The organism is cf. Phormidesmis sp. LEGE 11477 (assembly GCF_015207105.1).
Taxonomy (GTDB): domain Bacteria; phylum Cyanobacteriota; class Cyanobacteriia; order Phormidesmidales; family Phormidesmidaceae; genus Phormidesmis.
Genome location: NZ_JADEXO010000022.1, coordinates 1 through 21,109 on the forward strand (window position 1 = coordinate 1; position 21,109 = coordinate 21,109).

Below are 21,109 nucleotides of genomic sequence, written 5' to 3' on the forward strand. Positions count from 1 at the left end.
GGGGAGGGGGAGATGGGTTTATTCAGGATAGTTGACGGTTTCTAGTATGAGGTCGGTCATTTTGTCGGCAGCGCCAGCGGGTCCCCGTAGATTTTGCAGGGCCTGGCGAACCTGGTCTAGTTTTTCGGGGTGTTCTAGATAGTCGAGGGCGACGGCGGCGGCTTGCGCGGGCGTGACGGTGCCGAAGAGTTCGGGGACGACTTCGGCTTTGGCGGTGATGTTTGGCCAGGAGAAGTATTTATGGGATTTTTGCAGACCTTTTAGCAGTAGGGGACCGATGACGGTGCGGGCGATCACGCGCAGTCCTGGCAGTTGAGAAACCAGTCTGGGCCAGCCCTCGGCTATCTTCATCGCATCTAGCTTTTGGGTGGGCAAGAGCACAATCATCGGGGTGGCTAGCGCAGCTAGCTGGGCGGTGTTGGCACCGACGGTGGTGAAGCACATTTGGCACTGTGAAAATAGGTCTAGCGCTGGGAAACGCTGCCATAGATGGATTTTAGGCCCGTTTTGGAGCTGCCAGTAGGGCAGTCCTTGGGCGGGTTCGTGCAGGGTGATGCTAGGCGCTTTTAGTAGGGTCATGGCGTCATTGAGCGCGGGATCTGCGTAGGCCATTAGATTGGCCAGCGTGAGGGTGGGGGCGACGCCAATGACGTATTGTAGGGACTGCTCGGACTGCTCGGACTGCTCGGACTGTTCAGGCTGTTCGCAGAGGCGCTGTTGATGAAGACTCTGGGCAATGCCTAGCAGCATGGGCACGCCCATCTCTAGCTTGATCGGCTTGGAGCCGGGTAAGAACCCAATGATGTTGGCAGCGGGATCGCAGCCCAGGATGTCGGTGATTTCGGGGCGATCGGCGATCGCCTGCACGTCTCCCATCAAATCGCCCACGACGGTAAATTTGTGCTGTCTGGCCCTAGGGACTTTATCAAGAATCTTGGCCTGCATAATGCCGAATCTATCGACTAGGCCCGTCCAGCGAGCGTCCCATTCGGCATAGGTAAGGGTGCGATAGCCTAGCCGTTTGGCGACCATGACCGTATATAGCTGATCGCCGCCTAGGAAAACAACAATACCCTTGGGTCGCCAGTCCCAGCTATCAGCCGTCTTACCCGTTAATAAAAATCTGAAGAAGTTGGGGGCGCTTTGAACGCGGTCTACTTCGGGATAGTTTGAGAGGATAACGGGCTCTTTACCGGAGGCGTGGGGGCAAGGAGAGAGGATGACAGAGATGCGGCAGCTAGGCGCTTTTTGACGGAGCGATCGCACCACAGGCTTCACCCAGGTCGCCACTTCACCAGGGCCATTAGACAAAATGACGACATCGACCAGATCAGATGTCGACTCAGACGTTAGGCTGGTTTGATTTGTCTTGGCCTGATTCGTTTCGGTAGAGCTGAGCGTTGGGGACATGGAGGGCTAGAAAAGCAAAAGTTAAAACCATTTTGCTACGTTAGCCTATTACAGTTGTGTTTCTTGATGCGATCGCCCAGTAAGTTAGCCGATGAATCAGCCTGTGAGCCCGTCCCAGAACCAGCCCAAAAATCAATCCGAGAATCAAATCATCACTCAGTCTGAACCAAATCGGGCATCTCAAAAGTTATATGAGAGCGTAGGCAACTTTGCCAAGATTGACCATGCTAGGACTGGCCGTACTGGCTTTCCTGAGGTGATCTGGGGTAAGGATAAAACCGCCGAGCAGATCGCTGAGATTATGCGAGTTATGGAAGGACGACACCCTGTAGTGATGGCCACACGGGTAAGCGCAGAAAAATATCAAACCATTCAAACAGAGCTACCCCAGACCACCTATTTTGAGACCGCTAGAATCTGCGCGATATTACCCTTAGAGCCTCTACCGACTAGGCCCGGAAGATTGAGCATTCTAACCGCAGGCACAGCCGATCTACCCGTAGCCGAGGAAGCTGCTGTCACCGCCGAACTGTGTGGCTTTGCTGTTACCCGTCTGTGGGACGTAGGCGTCGCTGGCATCCACCGACTGCTCAGCAATCAGCATGTGATCAACGAATCTGACGTGCTGATTGTGGCAGCCGGGATGGAAGGCGCTTTGCCAAGCGTTGTCGCTGGACTAGCCGACTGTCCAGTAATTGCTGTACCGACTAGCATCGGCTATGGGGCAAGCTTTCAAGGACTGGCTCCTTTGCTGACCATGCTAAATTCTTGTGCAACAGGAATCGGGGTTGTCAATATTGATAACGGCTTCGGCGCAGCTATCTTAGCCGGGCAGATCCTGCGGACGGCAGCGAAAATATCTAACGCAATGTCTAGCACAAAGTGAACTGAAACATCGCGTCAAACGCTGTTAAGTACCCACGCGACGGAAAGTGTCGGGATAGTCAATAACCAAACCGTTTTCATCAAATTCAAGTTCTGCACTAAAATCGCGAAAAATGCCTTCGTAGCGATATCGCTTATCAGCTTTTAGACAAGTGTATCGTTGCTCAACAGATCGCGGTAAAAACGCACCATCAATTTGACTTGGCAGCGGTATGTAGGCTGCACGAATATGCCTACTCTCATTTTCCGCTAGACCTAGCCGTTTAATCGGCAGCATATTTGTAGCAGGTGTGACACCAATATCTACATCAAAACAGCCTTCTAATGACACTATTGGAGTGTTGTTAACAGTATCTGTCCAATGTCCATTTCCATCAGATTCGACATGCAGAGTTGATCCTCCTACGTAGGAAAAATCAACCTTTCGTGTTCTGAATTCACTGTCAGCTTGCACGCGGTAATATGCACCATATCGACTCTCCCGAGTGCCTACCACAACCCCTTCCAATAACAACATGTTCGGTTCTTGAATGAGCGTACAGAATTCGAGTCCCTGCATTTCCCAATCACACCAACGCACAGTCGTTTTCATAGCTAACCTTTCACGTTCGAGTTCGAATGACTTTAGCTGATTATGGAAACGTCAGCCATGGACTAGACGGAGCTGAAGACCAGCCGAGTGATGAGATCAGCTAGCCATAGACTCAATTGCATAAACCGCCTGTAGTTTGTAGGCGCTATCTGGTACGATCTCGACCACATCATCAGCCCATTCGCCGTCTCCACACAGACAAACTGTAGATCGGCTCCTTCTTTCGAATCCGCCATCTTAATCGATATTTCCTTCCACGGATTCCAAACAATCGTCGTCTTACTACCCGTCGCCGAAATCCGAACGCGGCGACCCAATGCGCTATCTTCAATCACCAGCTCAGGTTTGACATCTGTGTAGATGCGGTCAGTTTCTGATGAGAATGCGATCATACGCCAGCATCAACGCAGCGTCAGTCAGTTCCGTCTGCCTTTGAGTGTGCTTTCGCTGCATCTTGTATCTTTTCTTGCAGAAGCGCAACAGTATGGAGATCTAAATCCTTCTCTGGTGAAGCCATTTCTCGTTCAGCCAATGCTGCTGAGACCTCAGAAGAAGACGCTTTCCCCAGGTCTTGCACCAAAGTATTGAACGATAGTTTCTGTTGCTGAATGTCTTCCTTAGAAACTGCACTAACCGAATAGGCAAGCGTTACCTGTCGCGTCAGAGCATAGACAATATATTGGTTTAAGGAGACACCCTCGCCATCTGCCAAGTTTGCTAGTTGCTGATGTAGCGTTTCCGGTAACCGAAGAGTGAATCGACTCATGCTTCATCTTCATTGCCGGCAAGCTTACGAGATAGAACATCAACGTACTCATAAGCAAGTGCGGTAGAAACATAAACGGTCAATAGACCAGCTAACCATGCCTCTATCGCTAACCCAGCAGCGCCGCCCCGCTTGGTCAAGCCCTCGAATACGACGTTTGTATCAATCACAACTCGAAAAGATAAATCAGCAGTCATGACACTACTATAGCACCGTATTTAGTGTCATACTTCCGTCGGTTCAACACGGTTGGTCCCTGTAAAGCAGCTATTCACTACATCTCTCCCCCTTCTCTATTTGAGCGGATAGCTCCCTAACCATCTATAGCCTCAATCGCGTAAATCGCCTGCAACCGATACGTACTATTCGGTTTAACCTCAACCACGTCATCAGCCGCATTCGCCGTCTCCACACAGACAAACCGCGAATAGTCTTGCTCTTCTAAATCCCCCATCTTGGCCGATATTTCTTTCCACGGATTCCAGACGATGGCGGTCTTGCTGCCAGTTGCGGAAATGCGAATGCGACGGTTTAGGGCGCTGTCTTCGACGGTGAGTTCGGGTTTAACGTCGGTGTAGATGCGGTCGGTTTCTGATGAGAACGTAATTGCGCCGGACTGCTTTTTCTCTTTGCCGTCGTCTACTTTATCTAGGTAAGTTGTCTCCTCTAGGCCCAGCACCTTGACCTGATTAATATCACCCACCGTGAAGTAGCTGTGAAAGGCTTGAGTAATCTGGAAGGCGCGATCGCCCGTATTGCTGGTGATCAAAGCAACTGTTAACGTTTGACCAACCAAGATCTCCATTACTAGCTCGAAACTGTGAGGCCAAATTTTTTGAGTCTCTTCATCTGCGCTGACGCCGAGCCGGACTTTGGTTTCTCCGGTCGCGGTGGTCTCAGTGCTAAGCAAAGTCCACATTCGGTTGCGAACAAAACCGTGGCTAGCGCGGCCCTGCCCTGCTGGATCGGGGCCAAACCAGGGCCAACAGATAGGAATGCCGCCTTTGGTCGCTTTGCCTGTTTGATAATAAGCATTCTCGCTGACAAACATTAGATCTGCGTCTGCGCTGGTGGGCCGAAAAGATAGCACCTGCGCTGCATAGACAGAAATATTTGCCTTTGCCTGTTCATTGTCGATGGTGATAACCGGAAACCCGCCTTTGCCCTCGATAATGCTGAGCTGGTCAGCGATCGCGAATTCTTGGTTCAGTTGCTCGATGTTCATAACGTCTGCTTTATAGAGTCTCGCCTTATTAATTTACGCCTGATTGGGCCTAGTCGTCTGTCTTCTAAAATTCTGGCTAAAACTCTAGGACTGGCTGTCATTCGCTAGAATTTAGGTGTTCTTTGAAGCTGTCTTCTCTCAGCCTATATCCGTGCCTAGAAGGGTTTTAGTTTGCCAGAATACAACTTGCAAACAGCAGGGCTCAGACGAAGTACTGGCGGCTTTTAAGCAGTGCCTGTCTGCTGAGAGCGCTGGCGATGTTGAGCTTGAAGCTTCGGGCTGCTTGGGACAGTGCGGCAATGGGCCGATGGTTTTGGTCACGCCTGACAAGACCTGGTACAGCAAGATGTGTGCCAAAGAGGTGTCTGTGATTGTAAAACAGCATTTGCTAGGCGATCGCCCGGTAACCTACATGCTGTATTCACAGGTGCATGGAAAAGGGAATGGAGCGCCGCGAAATTCGATTTGGATTTGGGCGATCGCGTTTGCTTTGTTTATGGCGTTTTGCATTGGCATAGCGGTGGTGATAGGTGGGCGATCGCACTATGCTTAGCCCTGAGGTGCCTAGCTCCGAGCCGCTTAGCCCCGAGTTGCCTAGCTCCGATACTATGCCTAGCGCCAAGCCGAGTCTCAAGTCACAATCGCCTGTCGTCAGCCAAGTTCGCAAGATCATCCACATAGATATGGATGCTTTCTACGCTTCGGTAGAACAGCGAGATTATCCTGAGCTGCGCGGTAAACCGGTGGCGGTTGGCGGCCTGCCTTCACAGCGCGGAGCCGTCTGTGCGGCTAGCTACGAGGCGAGAAAGTACGGCATTCATTCGGCGATGCCTTCTCGTAGTGCGATCGCCCGGTGTCAGCATCTAATCTTTGTCAAGCCTAGATTTGAAAGATATCGAGCAGTTTCGCAAGAGATTCGAGCAATCTTTTTTGACTATACCGATCTAGTTGAGCCGCTGTCGTTAGATGAAGCGTATCTAGATGTGACGGTGGATAAAAAAGAAATCGGTTCGGCAGTGGCGATCGCCCAACAAATCCGCGATCGCATCCGCACAAACCTACAGCTCACTGCCTCTGCCGGGGTTTCGATCAACAAGTTCCTGGCCAAAATCGCCTCTGATCTGAACAAGCCCGACGGACTCTCCTTTATCGGCCCAGACGATGCTGAAACGTTTATTGAAAAGCTATCTATAGAAGACTTTTATGGGGTTGGCCCGGCTACTGCAACCAAGATGAAAGCTTTGGGCATTCACACAGGCGCAGATCTCAAGCGATGGACACAGGCCGAACTCACTCAAGCCTTTGGCAAAGTTGGCAGCTACTACTACCGGGTTGCTAGAGCCGAAGACAATCGCCCGGTAAATCCCAACCGTATTCGCAAATCGATTGGAGCCGAGCGCAGTTTCTTCAAAGATTTGGTTCAGATAGAAGAGATGAAAGCGGCGCTGGTGAATATTGCAACAGAAGTGCATCAGCGATTGCAAAAGAACAAACGTCATGGCTACACTCTAACGCTCAAGATCAAGTACGATAACTACAATACAATCACTCGCAGCCGCACGTTAGCAACGCCGATCAAAGAGAATGAACAGATTTTTCAGCTGGCGGTGGGTTTGTTGAGTGTGAATGTAGAGCCAGGTCGCCCGATCAGACTATTGGGCATCACAGTATCTAACCTGATAGATCCCCAACCCTACAGTCAGCTTAGCCTGTTCAGCTAACACTTGATATCTAAGAGTTCTAAAGAGTGACTGCAAGAGTGACTGCTAGATACTTCGCTTTACAGACCTATAAAAGATCGAGAATCCTTTGGGCTTCTTCCGTGCGGCCTTGGGCAATTAGCAGCGTTGCTAATTCGCGGTAGGTGCTGGCGATCGCATTGGTATAAGACGTTTGCAAGTCTGGGCTAAGTCCGGTGATGCTGGCCCGAATTTCTTCATAGACTTCAACCGCATCGCTGTAGGCATTCGTGGCCCGCTCTACCTGATTTTGAGCACTCCATAAGCTGCCTAATTCACTCAGCCAGCGAGCTTCGATCCGGCGATTATCAATGTCTTGGGCAACGGCTAAACCCTGCTGTAAGAAATCGGCTGCTTGCTCGTACTGTCCTAAATTTCGATGAGCAATCCCCAGGTTTCCTAGCGAATTTGCCTCACCCTCACGCGTGCCCATCTCCCGGTTAACGGCCAGACTCTGCTGCAAAAAGCGAATCGAGCGCTCGAACTGGCCTAAACTGCCGTAGCTGGTGGCTAGATTCATCAGCGCTTGCGCTTCGCCCCGCTGATTGCCGATCTCCCGGCTAACAGCCAGCGCTTGCTGGGTGAAGTCAATTGCTTGCTCGTATTCCTCCAAGTCAGCATGGGCGATGCCAAGCCCCAAAAGCGAATTAACTGCGCCTAGTGGGTTGTCAAGCTCTTGATGAATCGCCAGCGCCTGCTGTTGAAAATCGATTGCCTGCTCGTATTGGCCTAAGACTGTATAAACGACGCCTATATTGCCGAGTGAGTTGGCCTCGCCAGTGCGATCACCCAGTTCTTGCTTGATTTCTAGAGAGGCTTGGTGAAAATCAACTGCCTGCTCGTACCGGCCTAGACTGTCGTGGGCTAGCCCTAGATTCTGGAGGATGGAGGCTTCGCCCGTGCGATCGCCCAACTCTCGAACAATGGCCAGTGCCTGCTGATGAAAGTCAATCGCTCGCCGATACTGACCGAGGGCCTGGTGTGCGATCGCGATATTGCCCAATAAGTTGGCTTCATCCTGCGGTTCGGCTAGGTCTTGGCTGATAGCCAATGCCTGTTGGTGAAAATCAATCGCTTTCTCGTACTGGCTCAAAACGTAGTGAAGCGTACCTAAGCTGCCTAAAATACTGGCACTAGCACTCTGATTATCTAAGTCTTGATTGACAGCTAGCGCCTGCTGATAAAAGTCAATTGCCTGTTCGTACTGCCTCAAGTTGGCATGGGCAGTAGCTAGATCTCGTAGTGAGTTCGCTTCGCCCTGGCGATCGTCAATTTCTCGGGTCAGGGCCAAGGCTTGCCGACTGACTTCGATCGTCTGTTCGTACTGGCCTAAACGCAGATGACTAACGCTCAAAAACTGTAGGGAGCCGGCTTCATCTAGCGGGTTGCCAGCCTGCCTGAAGAGAACTGATGCTGCCTGGAATATATTGACTGCATCTCGATACTGGGCACTAAAAAAGGCATCGGTTCCCAGATTGAATAGTCGAATAGCCTCGGCTTCTTGCTCTGCTGGGGTAGCGGACGGTTCACTAGTCGTCTGGGCTACAGTCGTTTGGGCTACCTGGTGGGCTACTGACGGCGAAGGTGCGGATGTAGCGGATATATGGGCTATTGCAGGCTGACTCCACAAAAGTGCCATGAATGAGACTAGCCAGTATCGGTTGAGCTTCATATGATGGGGCTATTCGAGCGATCGCACGTACGTCAAAGAACATCAGCTACCAAAGTAGCTTATTCCAAAGTAGCTCATCCCAAAGAGAAGAGGTATGTAGAACAAGAAAGCCTACACACTTTCTTTATCCTACGAACTTTCTGTTCTCTTACAACAGTTTTCTATAGCAGTTCTCTCCTAGCAGTTTTTTTATAGCAGTATTCCAGCAATGCAGGCCGTCGTGAAGCAGGCCAAGGTTCCGGCGACCATCGCTCTAACGCTAATTTTAGCCAGATCCGACTGACGCTCGGGTGCAATACTGCCGATGCCGCCAATTTGAATGCCAATCGAGCCAACATTTGCAAAGCCGCATAGCGCATAGGTCGCAATCACAATCGATCGCTCTGAAATCGCATTCTCGTCTATCAGCACTTTCAGGGCGGGATAGGCAATAAACTCGTTGAGAATTGTCTTTTGTCCTAGCAGCGCGCCGACCTCACTGCAATCCGCCCACTGAACGCCCATCAACCAGGCGACTGGCGCTAGCAGCACAGCCAAAATAGATTCTAGAGAAAGTTCAGCATAGCCAACGAGCCCACCTAGAAAGCCAATCAGGGCGTTCGCCGCCGCTAGAACACCTAAGAAAGCAATAATGATCGCGCCTACGTTCAGCGCTAGGCGCAGTCCGTCTAAAGTGCCTGTGGTGAGCGCATCAATACCGTTAACGCTAGTTTTTTCAACAATTAGTTTGACGTTTCCTTTTGTCGGAGAATCTTCTGTTTCTGGAAACATAATCTTTGAAATTGCCAGCGCTGCCGGGGCCGACATCACCGAGGCGGCGAGCAGATGCTCTGCTGGAATGCCAAGGGAAACAAAGGCAGCTAGCACGCCACCCGCAATCGTGGCAAAACCACCGGTCATCACCGCGTGTAGCTCAGACATGGTCATGGTTGAAACGTAGGGCCTGATCAGCAGCGGTGCTTCGGTTTGGCCGACGAAGATATTGCCCGCAGCGGAAAGGGTCTCAGAGCCTGAGGTTTTCATGGTGCGGATCATCAGGCGGGCGATCGCACTCACCACAAACTGCAAAATCCCATAGTGATACAGCACGCTGATGAAGGCCGAGAAAAAGACAATCGTGGGCAGCACTTTGAAGGCAAAGAAAAAGTCTTCAAAATTCTCGCCAAAGACAAAAGAAGCCCCCGCATCTGAGTAGTCTAAAAAAGCGCTGACAATATTTCCTAACCATTGAAAAATAGCTAGTCCTACCGCCGTTCTTAAGATGATCAGCGCAAAAAATATCTGTAGCGCAAATCCCCACAGCACCGGTCGCCAGCGCACTGCCTTGCGATTGACAGACACCAGATAGGAAAATCCGATGAATACCCCTAGCCCCAACAGCCCAACTAGTCGCTCCATAGGCTCGCTCCCCAACACTAAACATCCAGCAGTAGATGTGGCAAATACTACCAGGTAGCGAGCGACCCAAACTGAAAGCTACGCCACACTAAACTCCATTCCCGATAGGCTATTAGACGTTTTAATCACTTTCTCTAGCCTAAAGCCGCTCTCTTCAAATAGGGCTTGGAACTGCTTTTTGGTGCGCCAGCCACCGCCCGGCGTAGCCACGTTGATCTGCACAGCGAAGATGCCCGGCATAATCCCATCGGCTTCTGTTTTTGGCTCGTCAATATCTGGAACAAAAGACTGTAGCAAAATCAGTCGACCATCTGCTGGCAAGGCGGCTTTACAGTTAGCCAGAATCTTCTTAGCGTCTGCGTCGCTCCAGGCAGAGATAAAATGTTTCATCACGATGGCCTTTGCCCCTGCCGGCACCGACTCAAAAACGTTGCCCGTCTTGATCTCTATCGCATCTGGATCGATGCCTTGTTTGGCAATGTAGTCCTTTGCAGTATGGGCCACATCCGGCAAGTCGAATAGAATGCCTTTGCAGCCATAGCGCTTGACGATGCTGGCGATCAAGCCGCCTTGTCCGCCGCCCACATCCATGACAGTCTCGTACTGACCAAAATCATACGCCTCTAATAAGCCTTCTACCTGAGAGTGAGTCAGGAAGCTCATAGCCTTAATAAAGGTATCTTTGCTCCACTCATTTTCATAGCAGTAGGGATACACGCCGATGCCGTTGGCCAATTCAAAAGGAACAACTCCTTTCTCTAGCGCTTCAGGCAAGACCTTCCAAGCGTCCCACTGAGCCGGTTCAATCAAGTGCATGGCTAAGTGGCCAGCAGAAGGAGCCTTGTTAGTTACTAGCAAACTAGATGCTTCTGTTGGAGCGAAAACTCTACCGGGCTTTTCTTCGAGAATATCTACGTGGGCAAGCGCTCTAAGGATAAAGTACAGCCTTTCAGTATCGGTGTTGGTCTGTGTAGCAAGAGAGTCTACAGATTGTTCGCCGCTGTCGTCTAACAGATCGAAGATGCCTAAGCGAGCAGATACATACAGGCACTGACTTTTCACAAAGGTCAGCATCAGGTCAAAGACTTTTTGCTTGGCTTCGCTGTTGGGGTTTTGGGTGATTGTCATTTCTTTGTGTAATGGGTGTTTAATCGCCGCCAAGTTCAACTAGCTTGCCAATGTTAAAGTCGATTTTGACCCAGCCTTTTAGCCGACGCAGGTTGTCGAGCAAAAGCAAAGGGATTTGCCAGTTGTGCAACATCAAAAAGGGCAGCGGATCGTTAGGGTCTAGAACAGCATCGGTCCCAGCGGTAACTTTGTTCCACCAGGCGCTGAAATCAGCGGCAGAGCGAACGCTGAGCAGCCGCCAAAGCTCGTGATAGGTCCAGTAGGTAGGCTGGCTGTTAGGAAGCGGCGTCAGGGGAAGTTCATCAGGTTCACCATCAGTGAGGTAAGCATTAGCAACGCCGGGATGATCGTGAAACATGGTGATTGCAGAATGCAGGCGTGGGTTGCACTCAATAGGATACACCTGGCCATCTTCGGTTTGAATCATGTCAAAACAGATCTGACCTGTGAGGTTCATCTTTTGGATGAAGGTTTCTACCCACTGATAAATTGCCGCGTTGTTAACCTGTTCGTAGTTGATCTGAAATGGAGAAGATTTTGAGCAGCAGTGCAGCCTGATTTTGCCTTTGCGGGCGGTGGCATGAAAGCAGTATTCCTGACCGCGAATGAATTCTTGCATCACCCAGGGTTTGGCTTCGCTGATGGGAAGCGATCGCACATAGTCTTCCATCCCTGCAAACGGCAGTTTAGTCAGATCCAGTCGCAGCACCGAATCGTATGGAATGCTTTTGACAATGTACTGGCTACCATCACGTTCAAAATCAAACTCTAATATCTGATTCGGGTCGGTGATACGAAAGACTTTTGGCGCAGAAAGCCCCAAGGCGGTGGCTTGACTACAAAAAGCGTGCTTATCGTCTAAGATTACAGTCTCCTCCGGGTCAAGGTGAAGAGACTCGCAGTAAGGCGCTAGCGCTACTTTCGCAAGAGAATCATAGTAGCTAGCAATAGGGCTAGAAACAGGAATGAATAGATCGATATTGTGTTCTTTGGCAATTTCTACAAGCGCCTGACTGTAGCCATCGCTGTCTTTCTCTGGCGCTGGCACAGTGAAAAAACGCTTGACCGACCGAGAAAATCGATGGCCGCTCAGCCAGTACTTATGCGTTTCAACCAAATAAACTTCATGACCGTCCTGATAAAAAGAGCGGGCAAGCTGCAGCGCTTTGGTCATTTTTGCGCCAGTAATTAGCACTCTCTTTCGGCCTTTGGTCTGCGCCGCTCTAGCGGCTGCATCGTGCGACGCTTTTTGCTTTGAGTCTATTTCAGCGACTTTCCTATTTGCTTTCTCTCCATCTGCTTTTCCTCTATTTACTTTCTCGTAGATAGCATTCACTACCATAGACGAAAAAATCAAACCAATATTTAGCGGCAGCAACAACAGCAGTAAAATCAGCGTGCCTACATTCTTGAAAAATACCGGCAAGAGGCTAGTGAAGACATTAGCGCTAGGCTGGGGCGATGCTAGAACCTGTGACATGCGATTGATAATAGGAGAAGCTACGAATAGAAAGAGCTATGAAAACGGACTAGAACAACGCTTGACTAGGGTAAAACCATCTCGAATAGGCAGCATCACCTGCTCTACGCGATCGTCTTCGGCTAGAAACTGATTGAAGCGGGTAATCGCCTCGCCGTTAGCCGTCCGATTGGCCGTATCTAGATAGGGCTGACCCTGCATGAGCGTATTGTCTATACAGATGAATCCGTTGGGGGTCAGTAGAGGAGACTCTAGTAAGAGATTGACGTACTCAATATAGCCGCCCTTGTCCGCGTCGATAAAGGCCAAATCAAATGGCTCGCCCACTGAAGCTAGATCGCGCAATGTCTCGATCGCCGGGGCTACTTTTACCTGGATCTTGTGGCCATGAGCAGAGGTCGAAAAGCAGCGCTGGGCAAACTCAGCGGCATAGGCGTCTACTTCACAGGCAACTAGCAATCCATCTTTGGGAAGGGCTTCTGCGATCGCCAAAGCAGAATATCCGGTAAACATGCCAATCTCTAGCACTCTCTTAGCCTGACTAATCGCTACTAGCATCTTCAGAAACTGCCCTTCAATATGGCCTGAAAGCATTTCCTGCTCTAGTTCTTTGACAGTCGCACCATCGTCAAAACGCTGACTCCAGTCTTCTTGTTGTGTGGCCTTAACCAGCTGCGCGAGCGCAGTGGATTCAGCCGTTGTACAAGCCTCCAGATAGGGATCGAGCCCTGCGGCCAGACGAGCTACCTGCGATAGATCCGCCTTGAACTGTGCTGTTACAGACTCTTGTTCGGCGGCGGTTTGAAGCTGCTGTAGCTGCTGAACTAGGATGCCGTGGGGAGTGACCGGACGAGCTGCTGGCAAGGGTGTTTGTTTTGTGGGCATAGTGTGATTGTTATGCTTTAGTTATATTGAGATGGGCTGCTTGGGGCTGGTTTACTCTTGTAATTCGTGCTTTTAGGTGAGCAATCATCTTATGAACACTATTACGCTAATCACCAGCGATGGCGACAAATATTTCTATAGATGCGATCTTTATCGTCTTTGAACAAGAAACGACAAAAGATCGCACTTTCCAAGTTTCAATCCAACACTACGCTAGCGATAGCGCTTCTAGAGAATTCTCCTGCTCTGATAGCAGCGGCGAAGACAGCGGTTGACCGACGGTAGAGGGATCTTCTAGCCCAACGTCGCTACAGTGTGGTTCAATGCCCCAGCCGCCTCTAGGGTAGCTAGCACAGAGAGAGGCATATTCGTCGATTGCCTGGAACAGCGTTTGCTGACTCAGCTCATTCAAGTAGCCACACTGGCCAATTTTGCCCTTAGGCAAAGGCGCAACTAGATTTTGACCTCGCTTTTGAAAAATCTTTTGCTGCGAAGCCCACAGCGTCTCTTTGTTGTTGAGAACGTCATGCCACAGGCTCAGGCCGAATGAGCTAATTAGCTTCATAATTCGGTGGCACTCTGCTTCGCTAATCCAGCTCATCCGGTAGCTAAGATACGCACCGAATCCCATCCCAATAGCAACCGCATGACCGTGCAGTAAGCCCGCCTCAATCTCAAACCCAGGAGACCACGTATGGCCATAGGCGTGAGGGCGACACTGGTGCGTTTCGTAGAGATTATTGTATTCAGCTGCAACATAGCTACGGATAGCACCGCCTAGAATCTTTTGGGAGAGCGGATCGATTGTGTCATCTCCCTGGGTATCTATGGTGCCAAACCGGGTAGAGATCAGTCTAGGGCCAGCTGCTTCTAAATATTCAAACAGCTCCAGGTCTTTAACAACGGCCATCTTAATAATCTCAATGATGCCGTGACGCAGCCAGCCTTCTCTAAGCGTACTAAAGAAGAAACGATCGGTAATAGAGAGAATCGGGGGGTGGTAGGCTCCAAAAAGGTTCTTGTAGCCAAAGCCGTCGCAACAGGTACGAGGAGACGGTCCGGCATCGACGCCAGCAACAATCGAGGTAGAGAGCATTACGTAGGGCGTATTGCGATGGTAGAGCGCGCAGGCTAGCCCTCCGGTATCTGCTAGAACGCCGCCGCCTACTAGCAAAACGGGCTCATTACGCGAAACGCCTAGCTGCTTAAACTCGCCCAGCATTTTCTCTACGGTATAGATGCCTTTATCGACCTCCATTGCCCTATGCACTTGCTTTTGTAGCGGAATGTTGTGATGCGCGAAGTAGTGCTCTAACCTTTCCCCGTAATACTGTTCTACGTTTTGATCGATCAAACAGACACAGCGTCCATGCGAAATATAGATATTTCTTAGCAGTAGGTTCTCGACATTTAGCGTATTATCAACAATCTTGACAGTGGTAAAAGTGCTAGTGCTGACAACTGCTTCTACCGTCTGATCGTCTGCTGTGCTCTCAACAAATCCAGCGCTTTCTCTAAAGCAAGAGGTGGGATAAATAGCATGTGGGTTCGATTCAGTCAGCTGCCCTACAAGGTCTATATAGAAGTCTTTTCGCTCTCCTTGCAAAAGAAAGCTCAACACTTTTGTATCTTTCAACTCAGACTGAAGCACCCGATTGGCGAGCGCATACCATCGTTCTCCTATAGCGGTATCAAACGCATAGAGCAGCTCGGCCAGCGTCATGAAGAACTGGCCTAAAGAGAAGTTCAGACAGCTTCTAAGGCGGCGACAGGCGGATATTCCGGCGATCGCCTCGACAGCAGCAAACTCTTTTCCTAGGGATGCAGAAAATGCGGCGCTGTCTACAAACGTCAAGATCAAATTGTTGAATACTTCGGTAGAGAAGAGCGCTTCGAGATCGTGCCTTAAATTAAAAGTCGTAGCTAACGGCTTTTCTTTTTGGTGGGCAATAAAACCCTGAAATACAGAAACGACGGACATAGGGGCAGTAGATGAGGTCATATCTGGGCTAAGTAGCGACTGATGCACAAACGATGAAGAAATCTCACTAGATAGAACAAGCGAGTTGAGTTGAGCTAACGAAAAAGTGATCGCGTCCACTCTTTATCAGCAGCCTAGGACAGATTAACGTACTAGAGAATGCCAGCTAGAGAATGCTGGCTGAGAAAACCCCAGCACAAAAATAATTTGGCGCATTCAGAATTATGATCTCATACTTAAAAATGAAATCTTCTAAAGCTTGGCTGCCGCTTCAATTGGACTAGGCTGTTCTACTGAGGGTCATTGCTGATAGTTAATCTTTTCTAGTTATTTTTTCTTCGAGACTTTTCTTGGTTCTGTTATTAAAGCACTTGTACTAATCTCTCATCAAGATAACACGGTATCAAAACAGGTTGTTTGTGCTCAAAGAGTATCTATCAAAAAAAATACTGTTCTTTACTCCATACGGAGAGCGGCTAGTCAATGTATCTTTCGAGAGAAAACTATCAAATTTAGGTAGAAAACTGCGTCCCCTTGTCTGTTTTTTTACAACATTTCTGTAGCATAGGCGACGTATTAATAACTTTGTCGCGAAGTCAAGCACCCTTTTGGCTACTTTGTTCTTGTTCACCGCGCGGTCCCTGGCTTTATGGCCTATTTGAATGGGGATAAACGCAAAAAAACTTATACAAAGTTCAAAGTTTACAGATCTCTTGACTACATTTTGAGCTCGTATTCGATCTGCTGATATGGCAATCTGCTGACACTCTACTGCGTAACAGGCCGGCGCTCTGCTAAACGAAAACCTGCGTAGACTGCTAGACCTGCTGCCATACCCGGTAGAACTTCGTATAGGTCGCCAGAAAGTCCAGCCTGTCTCCAAAGAACAGCTACTGCAACCCCGGCTAGCATCATGGTGATCGCACAGGCTGTAGAAACTGGCTTTTGCCATGACCTCAGCACCAGCAGCACGCCTAGACCAGACGCTAAGATCGACCAGGCAAAGATGATCAGTCTAAAGACGCTTTCGTTGTTAGCGAGTGCGATCGCTAGCACAATTGCCGTCACTACCAAAGTACCGACTTTGACTAGCCGATAGGAGTGCGACATTTTAGGGAACAGATCTTGAGTTAGCGCCGCCGAGCAAGAGAGAATCTGGGAATCGGCTGTAGAGATAGTGGCGGCGAATAGGCCAGCTAGCATCACGCCGACTAGCACCCCAGGCAACAGATCGCTAGATAGAGCCAGCAGGGCTAGTTCAGGATCGTCTAGCTGCGGCAACAGCACCCGACCAGCCAGACCGATTGCGATCGCTGAAAAGGCAGTCACCAAGCCGCAAATCGTTCTGATATCTCTAGCTTTGCCCATATGCTCGGCAGAATCGAGTGCCATTGCTCTGACTACAATATGGGGCTGTCCGACCCCACCAAACCCAGCGACTATCCAGCCGATAAAAAACGGCCAGAATCCCCAGCCCAAATCAGGCGGAAACAAAGCAACTAGGCGACTATCGGCATCCCCGAGCGCCGCATAAATATTGCCTATCCCAGCCGCCGCATCAACCGTCACAAACAGCAGCACTAGCAGAGCGCCAATCATCACCACCGTTTGGACCGCATCTGTCCAGATAGAAGCGCGAATGCCGCCCGAAAAGCAGTAGGCAACAACAATCACCGCACCAATAATCACGCCCCAGGCATAGTTCCAGCCAAAGATACTGCTCAACGCCTTACTGCCAGCTAGAAGCTGAGCAGCCGCGTAAGCACCTAGAAAGAAAATGGTAATTAGCGCAGAAACAGCCGAAATCAGCCGATGGCCTTTTTGCTTTTGCGCTAGAAAAGCCGGCACCGTTTCCGAATCCGAGGCTTCTGAAGTCTCTCTTAGCTGTTTAAACACCAGCAGCCAGGAGAGATAGTCGCCGATTGCCCAGCCGATCGCCAGCCAAATCGAAGAAATTCCCTGCGTGTAAGCGTATCCTACCTGCGCTGTGAATAAGAATCCGCTCTGCCCAGTAGAAAGCGCTGAAAGAGCAACTAGCCAAGGGCCGACTGTTCTGCCAGCCAGTAGATAATCGGCTGTAGTATCTTGCTTTTGCGTTGACGAGTAGAGACCAACAACCGTGAATAGTATGACAAAGCCAATAAACGTAAGTGCGGTAGATATCATAAGTCGTTCTTTAGACTGCTATATCAATAACAATTTTTGTAGTCAGACAAATGTACCTTTGTTGGTAAGCGCTTAGCCCGCTTTGATGATAGAGCTAGCGACTTTCATAGGAGACTAAGAAGATAAGATACAGCAGCTCTCAAAGGCACGCTTCAAGACTATGCCACTGAACGGGTGTTGCTAACTCTCAAGCCTGCTGCACCAGTGCTATCACTTACGGCAGCACAGCGTTTTGAACAAGGACCTCTAGGCTTTGGCAGCATCGACTAGAGAGAGCAACTTTCGAGGTGGATGGAGCACAGCATCACTACCGGATAGTTGAGCCTAAGAATCGTTTAGTTGCTAGGCACTCGCTCAGGAAGGGGAAACTAAATCGAAAGCACAACAACTCAAGGAAGAGTATGAAAAATTCTGTCACCACCGACTAAGATATTTCTCTGAATCATGGAAAAACAAACTACTAGAAATCTATTGTTAAAGAGTCACCTAAGAGTCATAAAATGAACAAACGACTTAAAGCTGACTGAGCCAATGACTTTTTAATCCGATATGTCTTGAGGTCATGGATCTAACGCTAGTGACATCGAGACGTCACCAATAACAAATGATATGTCACTGTATAAGTGAAAGCGGGTAGGGGGAATCGAACCCCCATCATTAGCTTGGAAGGCTATGAGAAATGCTGATTTTTCAGTGATTTCAGCGCATGAATATTTCCACTACCCCAACTTTACCCCAATAAAAGGGCCAACATTAGCCGTTTGGACTATGTTTCGAGAAGTAAATGGATGAGAGAAAAAGCGCATTGATGGATCTGATAAATTTCATGGCACAGGTTTCACCCCAAACTACGTAACTGCTGATGGCGGCAGTGGACTGCGAGTCGGTCAGAACGTAGTCACGTAAGAAGTCCCTTTCTGCGGCGATGTATTCTAGATTTGGTAGCAGTTTGAGTAGGTCGCCGACAGTTTGGCTTGATAAGCTCAAGGTGTAACGACACAGCACAGTTTCAAGCCTGATACTTCTTGCATCTGACGCCCTTATTAAACAAACTCTACCTGAATAATCACATCATCAAAGTCTTGATCTCCACCGTTTGCTAGGTCTTCAAAACCGAAGGTATTGTTTCCAAACAGTCGAACGTGATCAACACCGTCTGAATTTGCGCCTAGGAATGGGAAGTAGATAGCAGGATCGTTGTCAGCATCGCCGTCCAGCAATTCGTCAATTGTGCCATCTACTACTATGAAGGGAGCCAAAATCTGACCTACCTCTATCGTAGTGGAGAGTGCGCTCACGCTGTTGTTCAAAGAAGATAGCGAGAGATCGGCAACTCGGTTCGCGAGTGTGGCTTGGATATAGTCTGTTGTACTCTCCGGATCGAAAACATTACCCTCAGCATCAGTAATTCTCCCCGTCAGGTCATCGATGGTATAGAATCCCACAACGTTCTCAAAAGCAGCTTCTCTTTGAACTGTAAATATAGCCTCTACGGCAGCGTCCAATCCTGTGAGGTCAAGGATTTCTGCTGAGGCGCTCCCTTGTAGTCCGTGACCTATTTCTGCTGAGATTACTACTGTCGCCGTTACATTGAGATCAGCTATCGTCAAATCCAGTTCGCTAGTCTCGTCAATTAGTACAGTCTCGAACAGTGATACCTGTCCATCACCACTGCTCAGGAAAGCATCAACCGTTCCGTCACTGATTGAGAAGAAGCTAACATAGGTGCCCTTCAAAAAAGAGCGAGTACTGATAGCTTCTAAACTAGCTTCTACATCAGCAGATTCAGGCAGCGCAGAAAAGAGAACAGCAGAACGAGCCATTGCGGCAACCAGATAGCCCTCATTATCTGGCAAGAGACCGTCTATGGTGCCATTCGCATCATCTACAACAAAGAAGCCTAATTCTGAGTCGATGCTAAACTTATCTGCTATAAAATCAAGGGTGATGATATCTGCGTCCTTTGCAAGACCTTGGACTTTGCTCCAGACACTATCAGCGACCTCTCGACCCAGTGCTCTACCGTTCAAATCACCGTCTTCAAAGTGAATTCCGCCATAGATACGAGAGAGGCCAGCTTCGTCAGCGGCTTGCGTAAACGTATCCCACTCTAAAGTAATCTCTTCTGTCGGTGTCAACAGATTCTCGAAACGAGAAGATCCTGCTTCAAAGGTAACCTCAGCCCCAAAACTGTCACTCCCTGTAAACCGCTTCAGGATTTCTGCGCCTGCCGCACTGAAGGAACTGTGCCCAGAAGTATATTCTGCAAATGGCGGAGAGACATCTCCTCCCGGCGTCTGATAGGTCAAGAAATTATCAGCGAGTATGGTTCTTGTTCCCTGATTCAGACCTCCCCATACCTGAATTACAAACCCAGTTTCCCCAGTGATTTCGTCCGTGCCCAGCGTGCCATTATTTAGCAGCCCCAGTTTGCCCAGCTCTCTGATAGCACGAACCGGACGCACGTAGTCATAAAAGACTTTCGATTCCCAGGTCGCGATACTAGCATCGAGCATCGCATTACTGAGGCTAAAGAACAGCAGTGCATCCTCGTCTATCCTATTGCGATCCCTTGCTGAGACAAACTCACCAAACGTCTGCCAGGTCCCTGGTGGAAAGGACGTGCCGCCACCGTCTTCCCAGAATTCTGCGATCAGCTTCTGTCTATCAGTGAGGTTAGCACTTGCTGATATCACCTGCTCTGCTTGAGCGATGAACGATTGGTTGATGAATTTACCGGGTTCGTCTACCAGCCCTACCATATCGGCAGTGATCACTTTAGCCTCAGTCTCACCGGCCAGGGTGATCGTACCGTTTTCTAGATCAACTGTTGCCTCTACTAGTAAGAAAGGAACTGGTGCATCAGGGCGCAAAGCATCAGGAGCGTCTAAGGCGAAAGGCGTCACAGTAGACCACTGAGGCGTCAGAAATTTTTGCTGATCGACTGTGGAATCAGCGCCTGCTAGGATAGAGTCAATGGTATCAATCGGAACAGATTCAGAGGTCCACTTTTGTAGATTGACAATGTTGTTGGCATCTACGTTGACTGGCTCATAGCCAATAGTGTCGACGTAGCCGTTTTCCCGATTTGATCCGTCGGCGCGGCGGACTGCCATTAGAGCCTCAGCGGACACATTGCCAATGCCAGCGGCGGTAGCTGTGTTGGTAGTATCGTTGCTGGTCTCTAGACCCAGTATGGTCATCAGACTGTTGAAGAGAGCTTTATTCTCATCTTCTGGAAAGAGTTCTGTCAGTACTCGATAGGCTGCGAAGCTCATCGCTTCGATTTTGTTAGCGTTTGTATGCTCTGCTGTGGGTCTTTGAAGATCGTCGTCGGTTTGGGTGGAAATGGCCTCCAGGCTATAGGCAGACCAGGCATCGTACATAACCGTATGCATAATGGCATAGGCACGAGCAGCGATCGTAGGACCGACACTCGTGTCGATTACCGCTTGTTGTACAACTCTATCCCACTGGACTGAGACAGTAGGAGAAAATTCTTCAACTGTAACGAGTTGAGTGTCTGGGTTTAGAGAAAGCTGAATGTCAGACATTGTTTTTTGGTCTTACGAACTAGATAGTACAGAAGGTTTTCTTTTGGCTTGATATCTCGAACGCTCTAGACATCCGAATACCGCAGATGTCCGGAATGTTCGAGGTTAATCAAGCTAGGTGCGTTTCATAGAGAATCTCGTAAGAGAAGTAAATTGAACCCTTTAAGAGAGATGGTGCATTCTCTCCTTTGTCCTAAGAATGGCTGCTTTGCGTCTTTTCAATATGTC

The 21,109-nt window shown here is 49.4% G+C and carries 17 protein-coding genes; 3 read left to right on the forward strand and 14 right to left on the reverse strand.

The window, feature by feature from the left end:
* Positions 1 to 18 precede the first annotated feature (18 nt).
* Entirely contained in the window at positions 19 to 1,410 is a 1,392-nt protein-coding gene (locus tag IQ256_RS08900) for a lipid-A-disaccharide synthase (RefSeq protein ID WP_228024706.1), read from the reverse strand.
* A gap of 103 nt (positions 1,411 to 1,513) precedes the next feature.
* Here IQ256_RS08900 and larB point away from each other — a divergent pair, with 103 nt between their 5' ends.
* Entirely contained in the window at positions 1,514 to 2,296 is a 783-nt protein-coding gene (gene larB / locus IQ256_RS08905; RefSeq protein ID WP_370623391.1) for a nickel pincer cofactor biosynthesis protein LarB, read from the forward strand.
* Positions 2,297 to 2,320: 24 nt separating this feature from the next.
* Here larB and IQ256_RS08910 read toward each other — a convergent pair whose 3' ends face one another.
* From IQ256_RS08910 to IQ256_RS08930, 5 genes are all read right to left on the reverse strand, one after another.
* Complete coding sequence (locus IQ256_RS08910; RefSeq protein WP_193855186.1) at positions 2,321 to 2,887, reverse strand: putative glycolipid-binding domain-containing protein; 567 nt, start codon at positions 2,885 to 2,887, stop codon at positions 2,321 to 2,323.
* A 62-nt stretch (positions 2,888 to 2,949) separates the two neighbouring features.
* Positions 2,950 to 3,279 carry a hypothetical protein gene (locus IQ256_RS08915; RefSeq protein WP_193855187.1) on the reverse strand — a complete coding sequence of 110 codons (330 nt, stop codon included), beginning with the start codon at positions 3,277 to 3,279 and terminating at the stop codon, positions 2,950 to 2,952.
* A gap of 20 nt (positions 3,280 to 3,299) precedes the next feature.
* Positions 3,300 to 3,653, reverse strand: a complete 354-nt coding sequence (locus IQ256_RS08920; protein ID WP_193855188.1) for a toxin-antitoxin system HicB family antitoxin — start codon at positions 3,651 to 3,653, stop codon at positions 3,300 to 3,302.
* Positions 3,650 to 3,850: a putative toxin-antitoxin system toxin component, PIN family gene (locus IQ256_RS08925; protein WP_193855189.1), complete on the reverse strand. Its 201-nt coding sequence runs from the start codon at positions 3,848 to 3,850 to the stop codon at positions 3,650 to 3,652. Before IQ256_RS08925 ends, IQ256_RS08920 begins: the two co-directional genes overlap by 4 nt.
* A gap of 116 nt (positions 3,851 to 3,966) precedes the next feature.
* Positions 3,967 to 4,878, reverse strand: a complete 912-nt coding sequence (locus IQ256_RS08930) for a D-hexose-6-phosphate mutarotase (protein WP_193855190.1) — start codon at positions 4,876 to 4,878, stop codon at positions 3,967 to 3,969.
* A 115-nt stretch (positions 4,879 to 4,993) separates the two neighbouring features.
* Between IQ256_RS08930 and IQ256_RS08935 the strand changes: the two genes are divergently transcribed.
* Together IQ256_RS08935 and dinB are read left to right on the forward strand one after the other, a co-directional pair.
* Positions 4,994 to 5,431, forward strand: coding sequence for a (2Fe-2S) ferredoxin domain-containing protein (locus tag IQ256_RS08935; protein WP_193855191.1), 438 nt, complete (start codon positions 4,994 to 4,996; stop codon positions 5,429 to 5,431).
* Positions 5,424 to 6,599, forward strand: coding sequence for a DNA polymerase IV (gene dinB / locus IQ256_RS08940; RefSeq protein WP_228024707.1), 1,176 nt, complete (start codon positions 5,424 to 5,426; stop codon positions 6,597 to 6,599). The genes IQ256_RS08935 and dinB overlap by 8 nt, the downstream gene beginning before the upstream one ends.
* Positions 6,600 to 6,666: 67 nt before the next feature.
* On the opposite strand, the gene IQ256_RS08945 is transcribed toward dinB, so the two are convergent.
* The 8 genes from IQ256_RS08945 to IQ256_RS08980 form a co-directional block, all read right to left on the reverse strand.
* On the reverse strand, positions 6,667 to 8,289 hold the full coding sequence (locus tag IQ256_RS08945) for a tetratricopeptide repeat protein (RefSeq protein ID WP_193855192.1): 1,623 nt from the start codon (positions 8,287 to 8,289) through the stop codon (positions 6,667 to 6,669).
* A 189-nt stretch (positions 8,290 to 8,478) separates the two neighbouring features.
* Complete coding sequence (locus tag IQ256_RS08950; RefSeq protein ID WP_193855193.1) at positions 8,479 to 9,687, reverse strand: NupC/NupG family nucleoside CNT transporter; 1,209 nt, start codon at positions 9,685 to 9,687, stop codon at positions 8,479 to 8,481.
* 78 nt (positions 9,688 to 9,765) lie between these two features.
* On the reverse strand, positions 9,766 to 10,815 hold the full coding sequence (locus tag IQ256_RS08955) for a methyltransferase (RefSeq protein ID WP_193855194.1): 1,050 nt from the start codon (positions 10,813 to 10,815) through the stop codon (positions 9,766 to 9,768).
* 19 nt (positions 10,816 to 10,834) lie between these two features.
* Positions 10,835 to 12,295 (reverse strand): hypothetical protein, encoded by a 1,461-nt coding sequence (locus IQ256_RS08960; RefSeq protein ID WP_228024708.1) that lies wholly within the window; start codon positions 12,293 to 12,295, stop codon positions 10,835 to 10,837.
* A 36-nt stretch (positions 12,296 to 12,331) separates the two neighbouring features.
* The gene (locus tag IQ256_RS08965) at positions 12,332 to 13,180 is read right to left on the reverse strand and encodes an O-methyltransferase (protein WP_193855195.1); all 849 of its coding nucleotides are present in this window, start codon (positions 13,178 to 13,180) and stop codon (positions 12,332 to 12,334) included.
* 208 nt (positions 13,181 to 13,388) lie between these two features.
* Positions 13,389 to 15,182: a sedoheptulose 7-phosphate cyclase gene (locus tag IQ256_RS08970; protein WP_193855196.1), complete on the reverse strand. Its 1,794-nt coding sequence runs from the start codon at positions 15,180 to 15,182 to the stop codon at positions 13,389 to 13,391.
* A gap of 747 nt (positions 15,183 to 15,929) precedes the next feature.
* Complete coding sequence (locus IQ256_RS08975; RefSeq protein ID WP_193855197.1) at positions 15,930 to 17,327, reverse strand: sodium/proline symporter; 1,398 nt, start codon at positions 17,325 to 17,327, stop codon at positions 15,930 to 15,932.
* 1,043 nt (positions 17,328 to 18,370) lie between these two features.
* Positions 18,371 to 20,881 carry a DUF6851 domain-containing protein gene (locus tag IQ256_RS08980; RefSeq protein WP_193855198.1) on the reverse strand — a complete coding sequence of 837 codons (2,511 nt, stop codon included), beginning with the start codon at positions 20,879 to 20,881 and terminating at the stop codon, positions 18,371 to 18,373.
* Positions 20,882 to 21,109 lie beyond the last annotated feature (228 nt).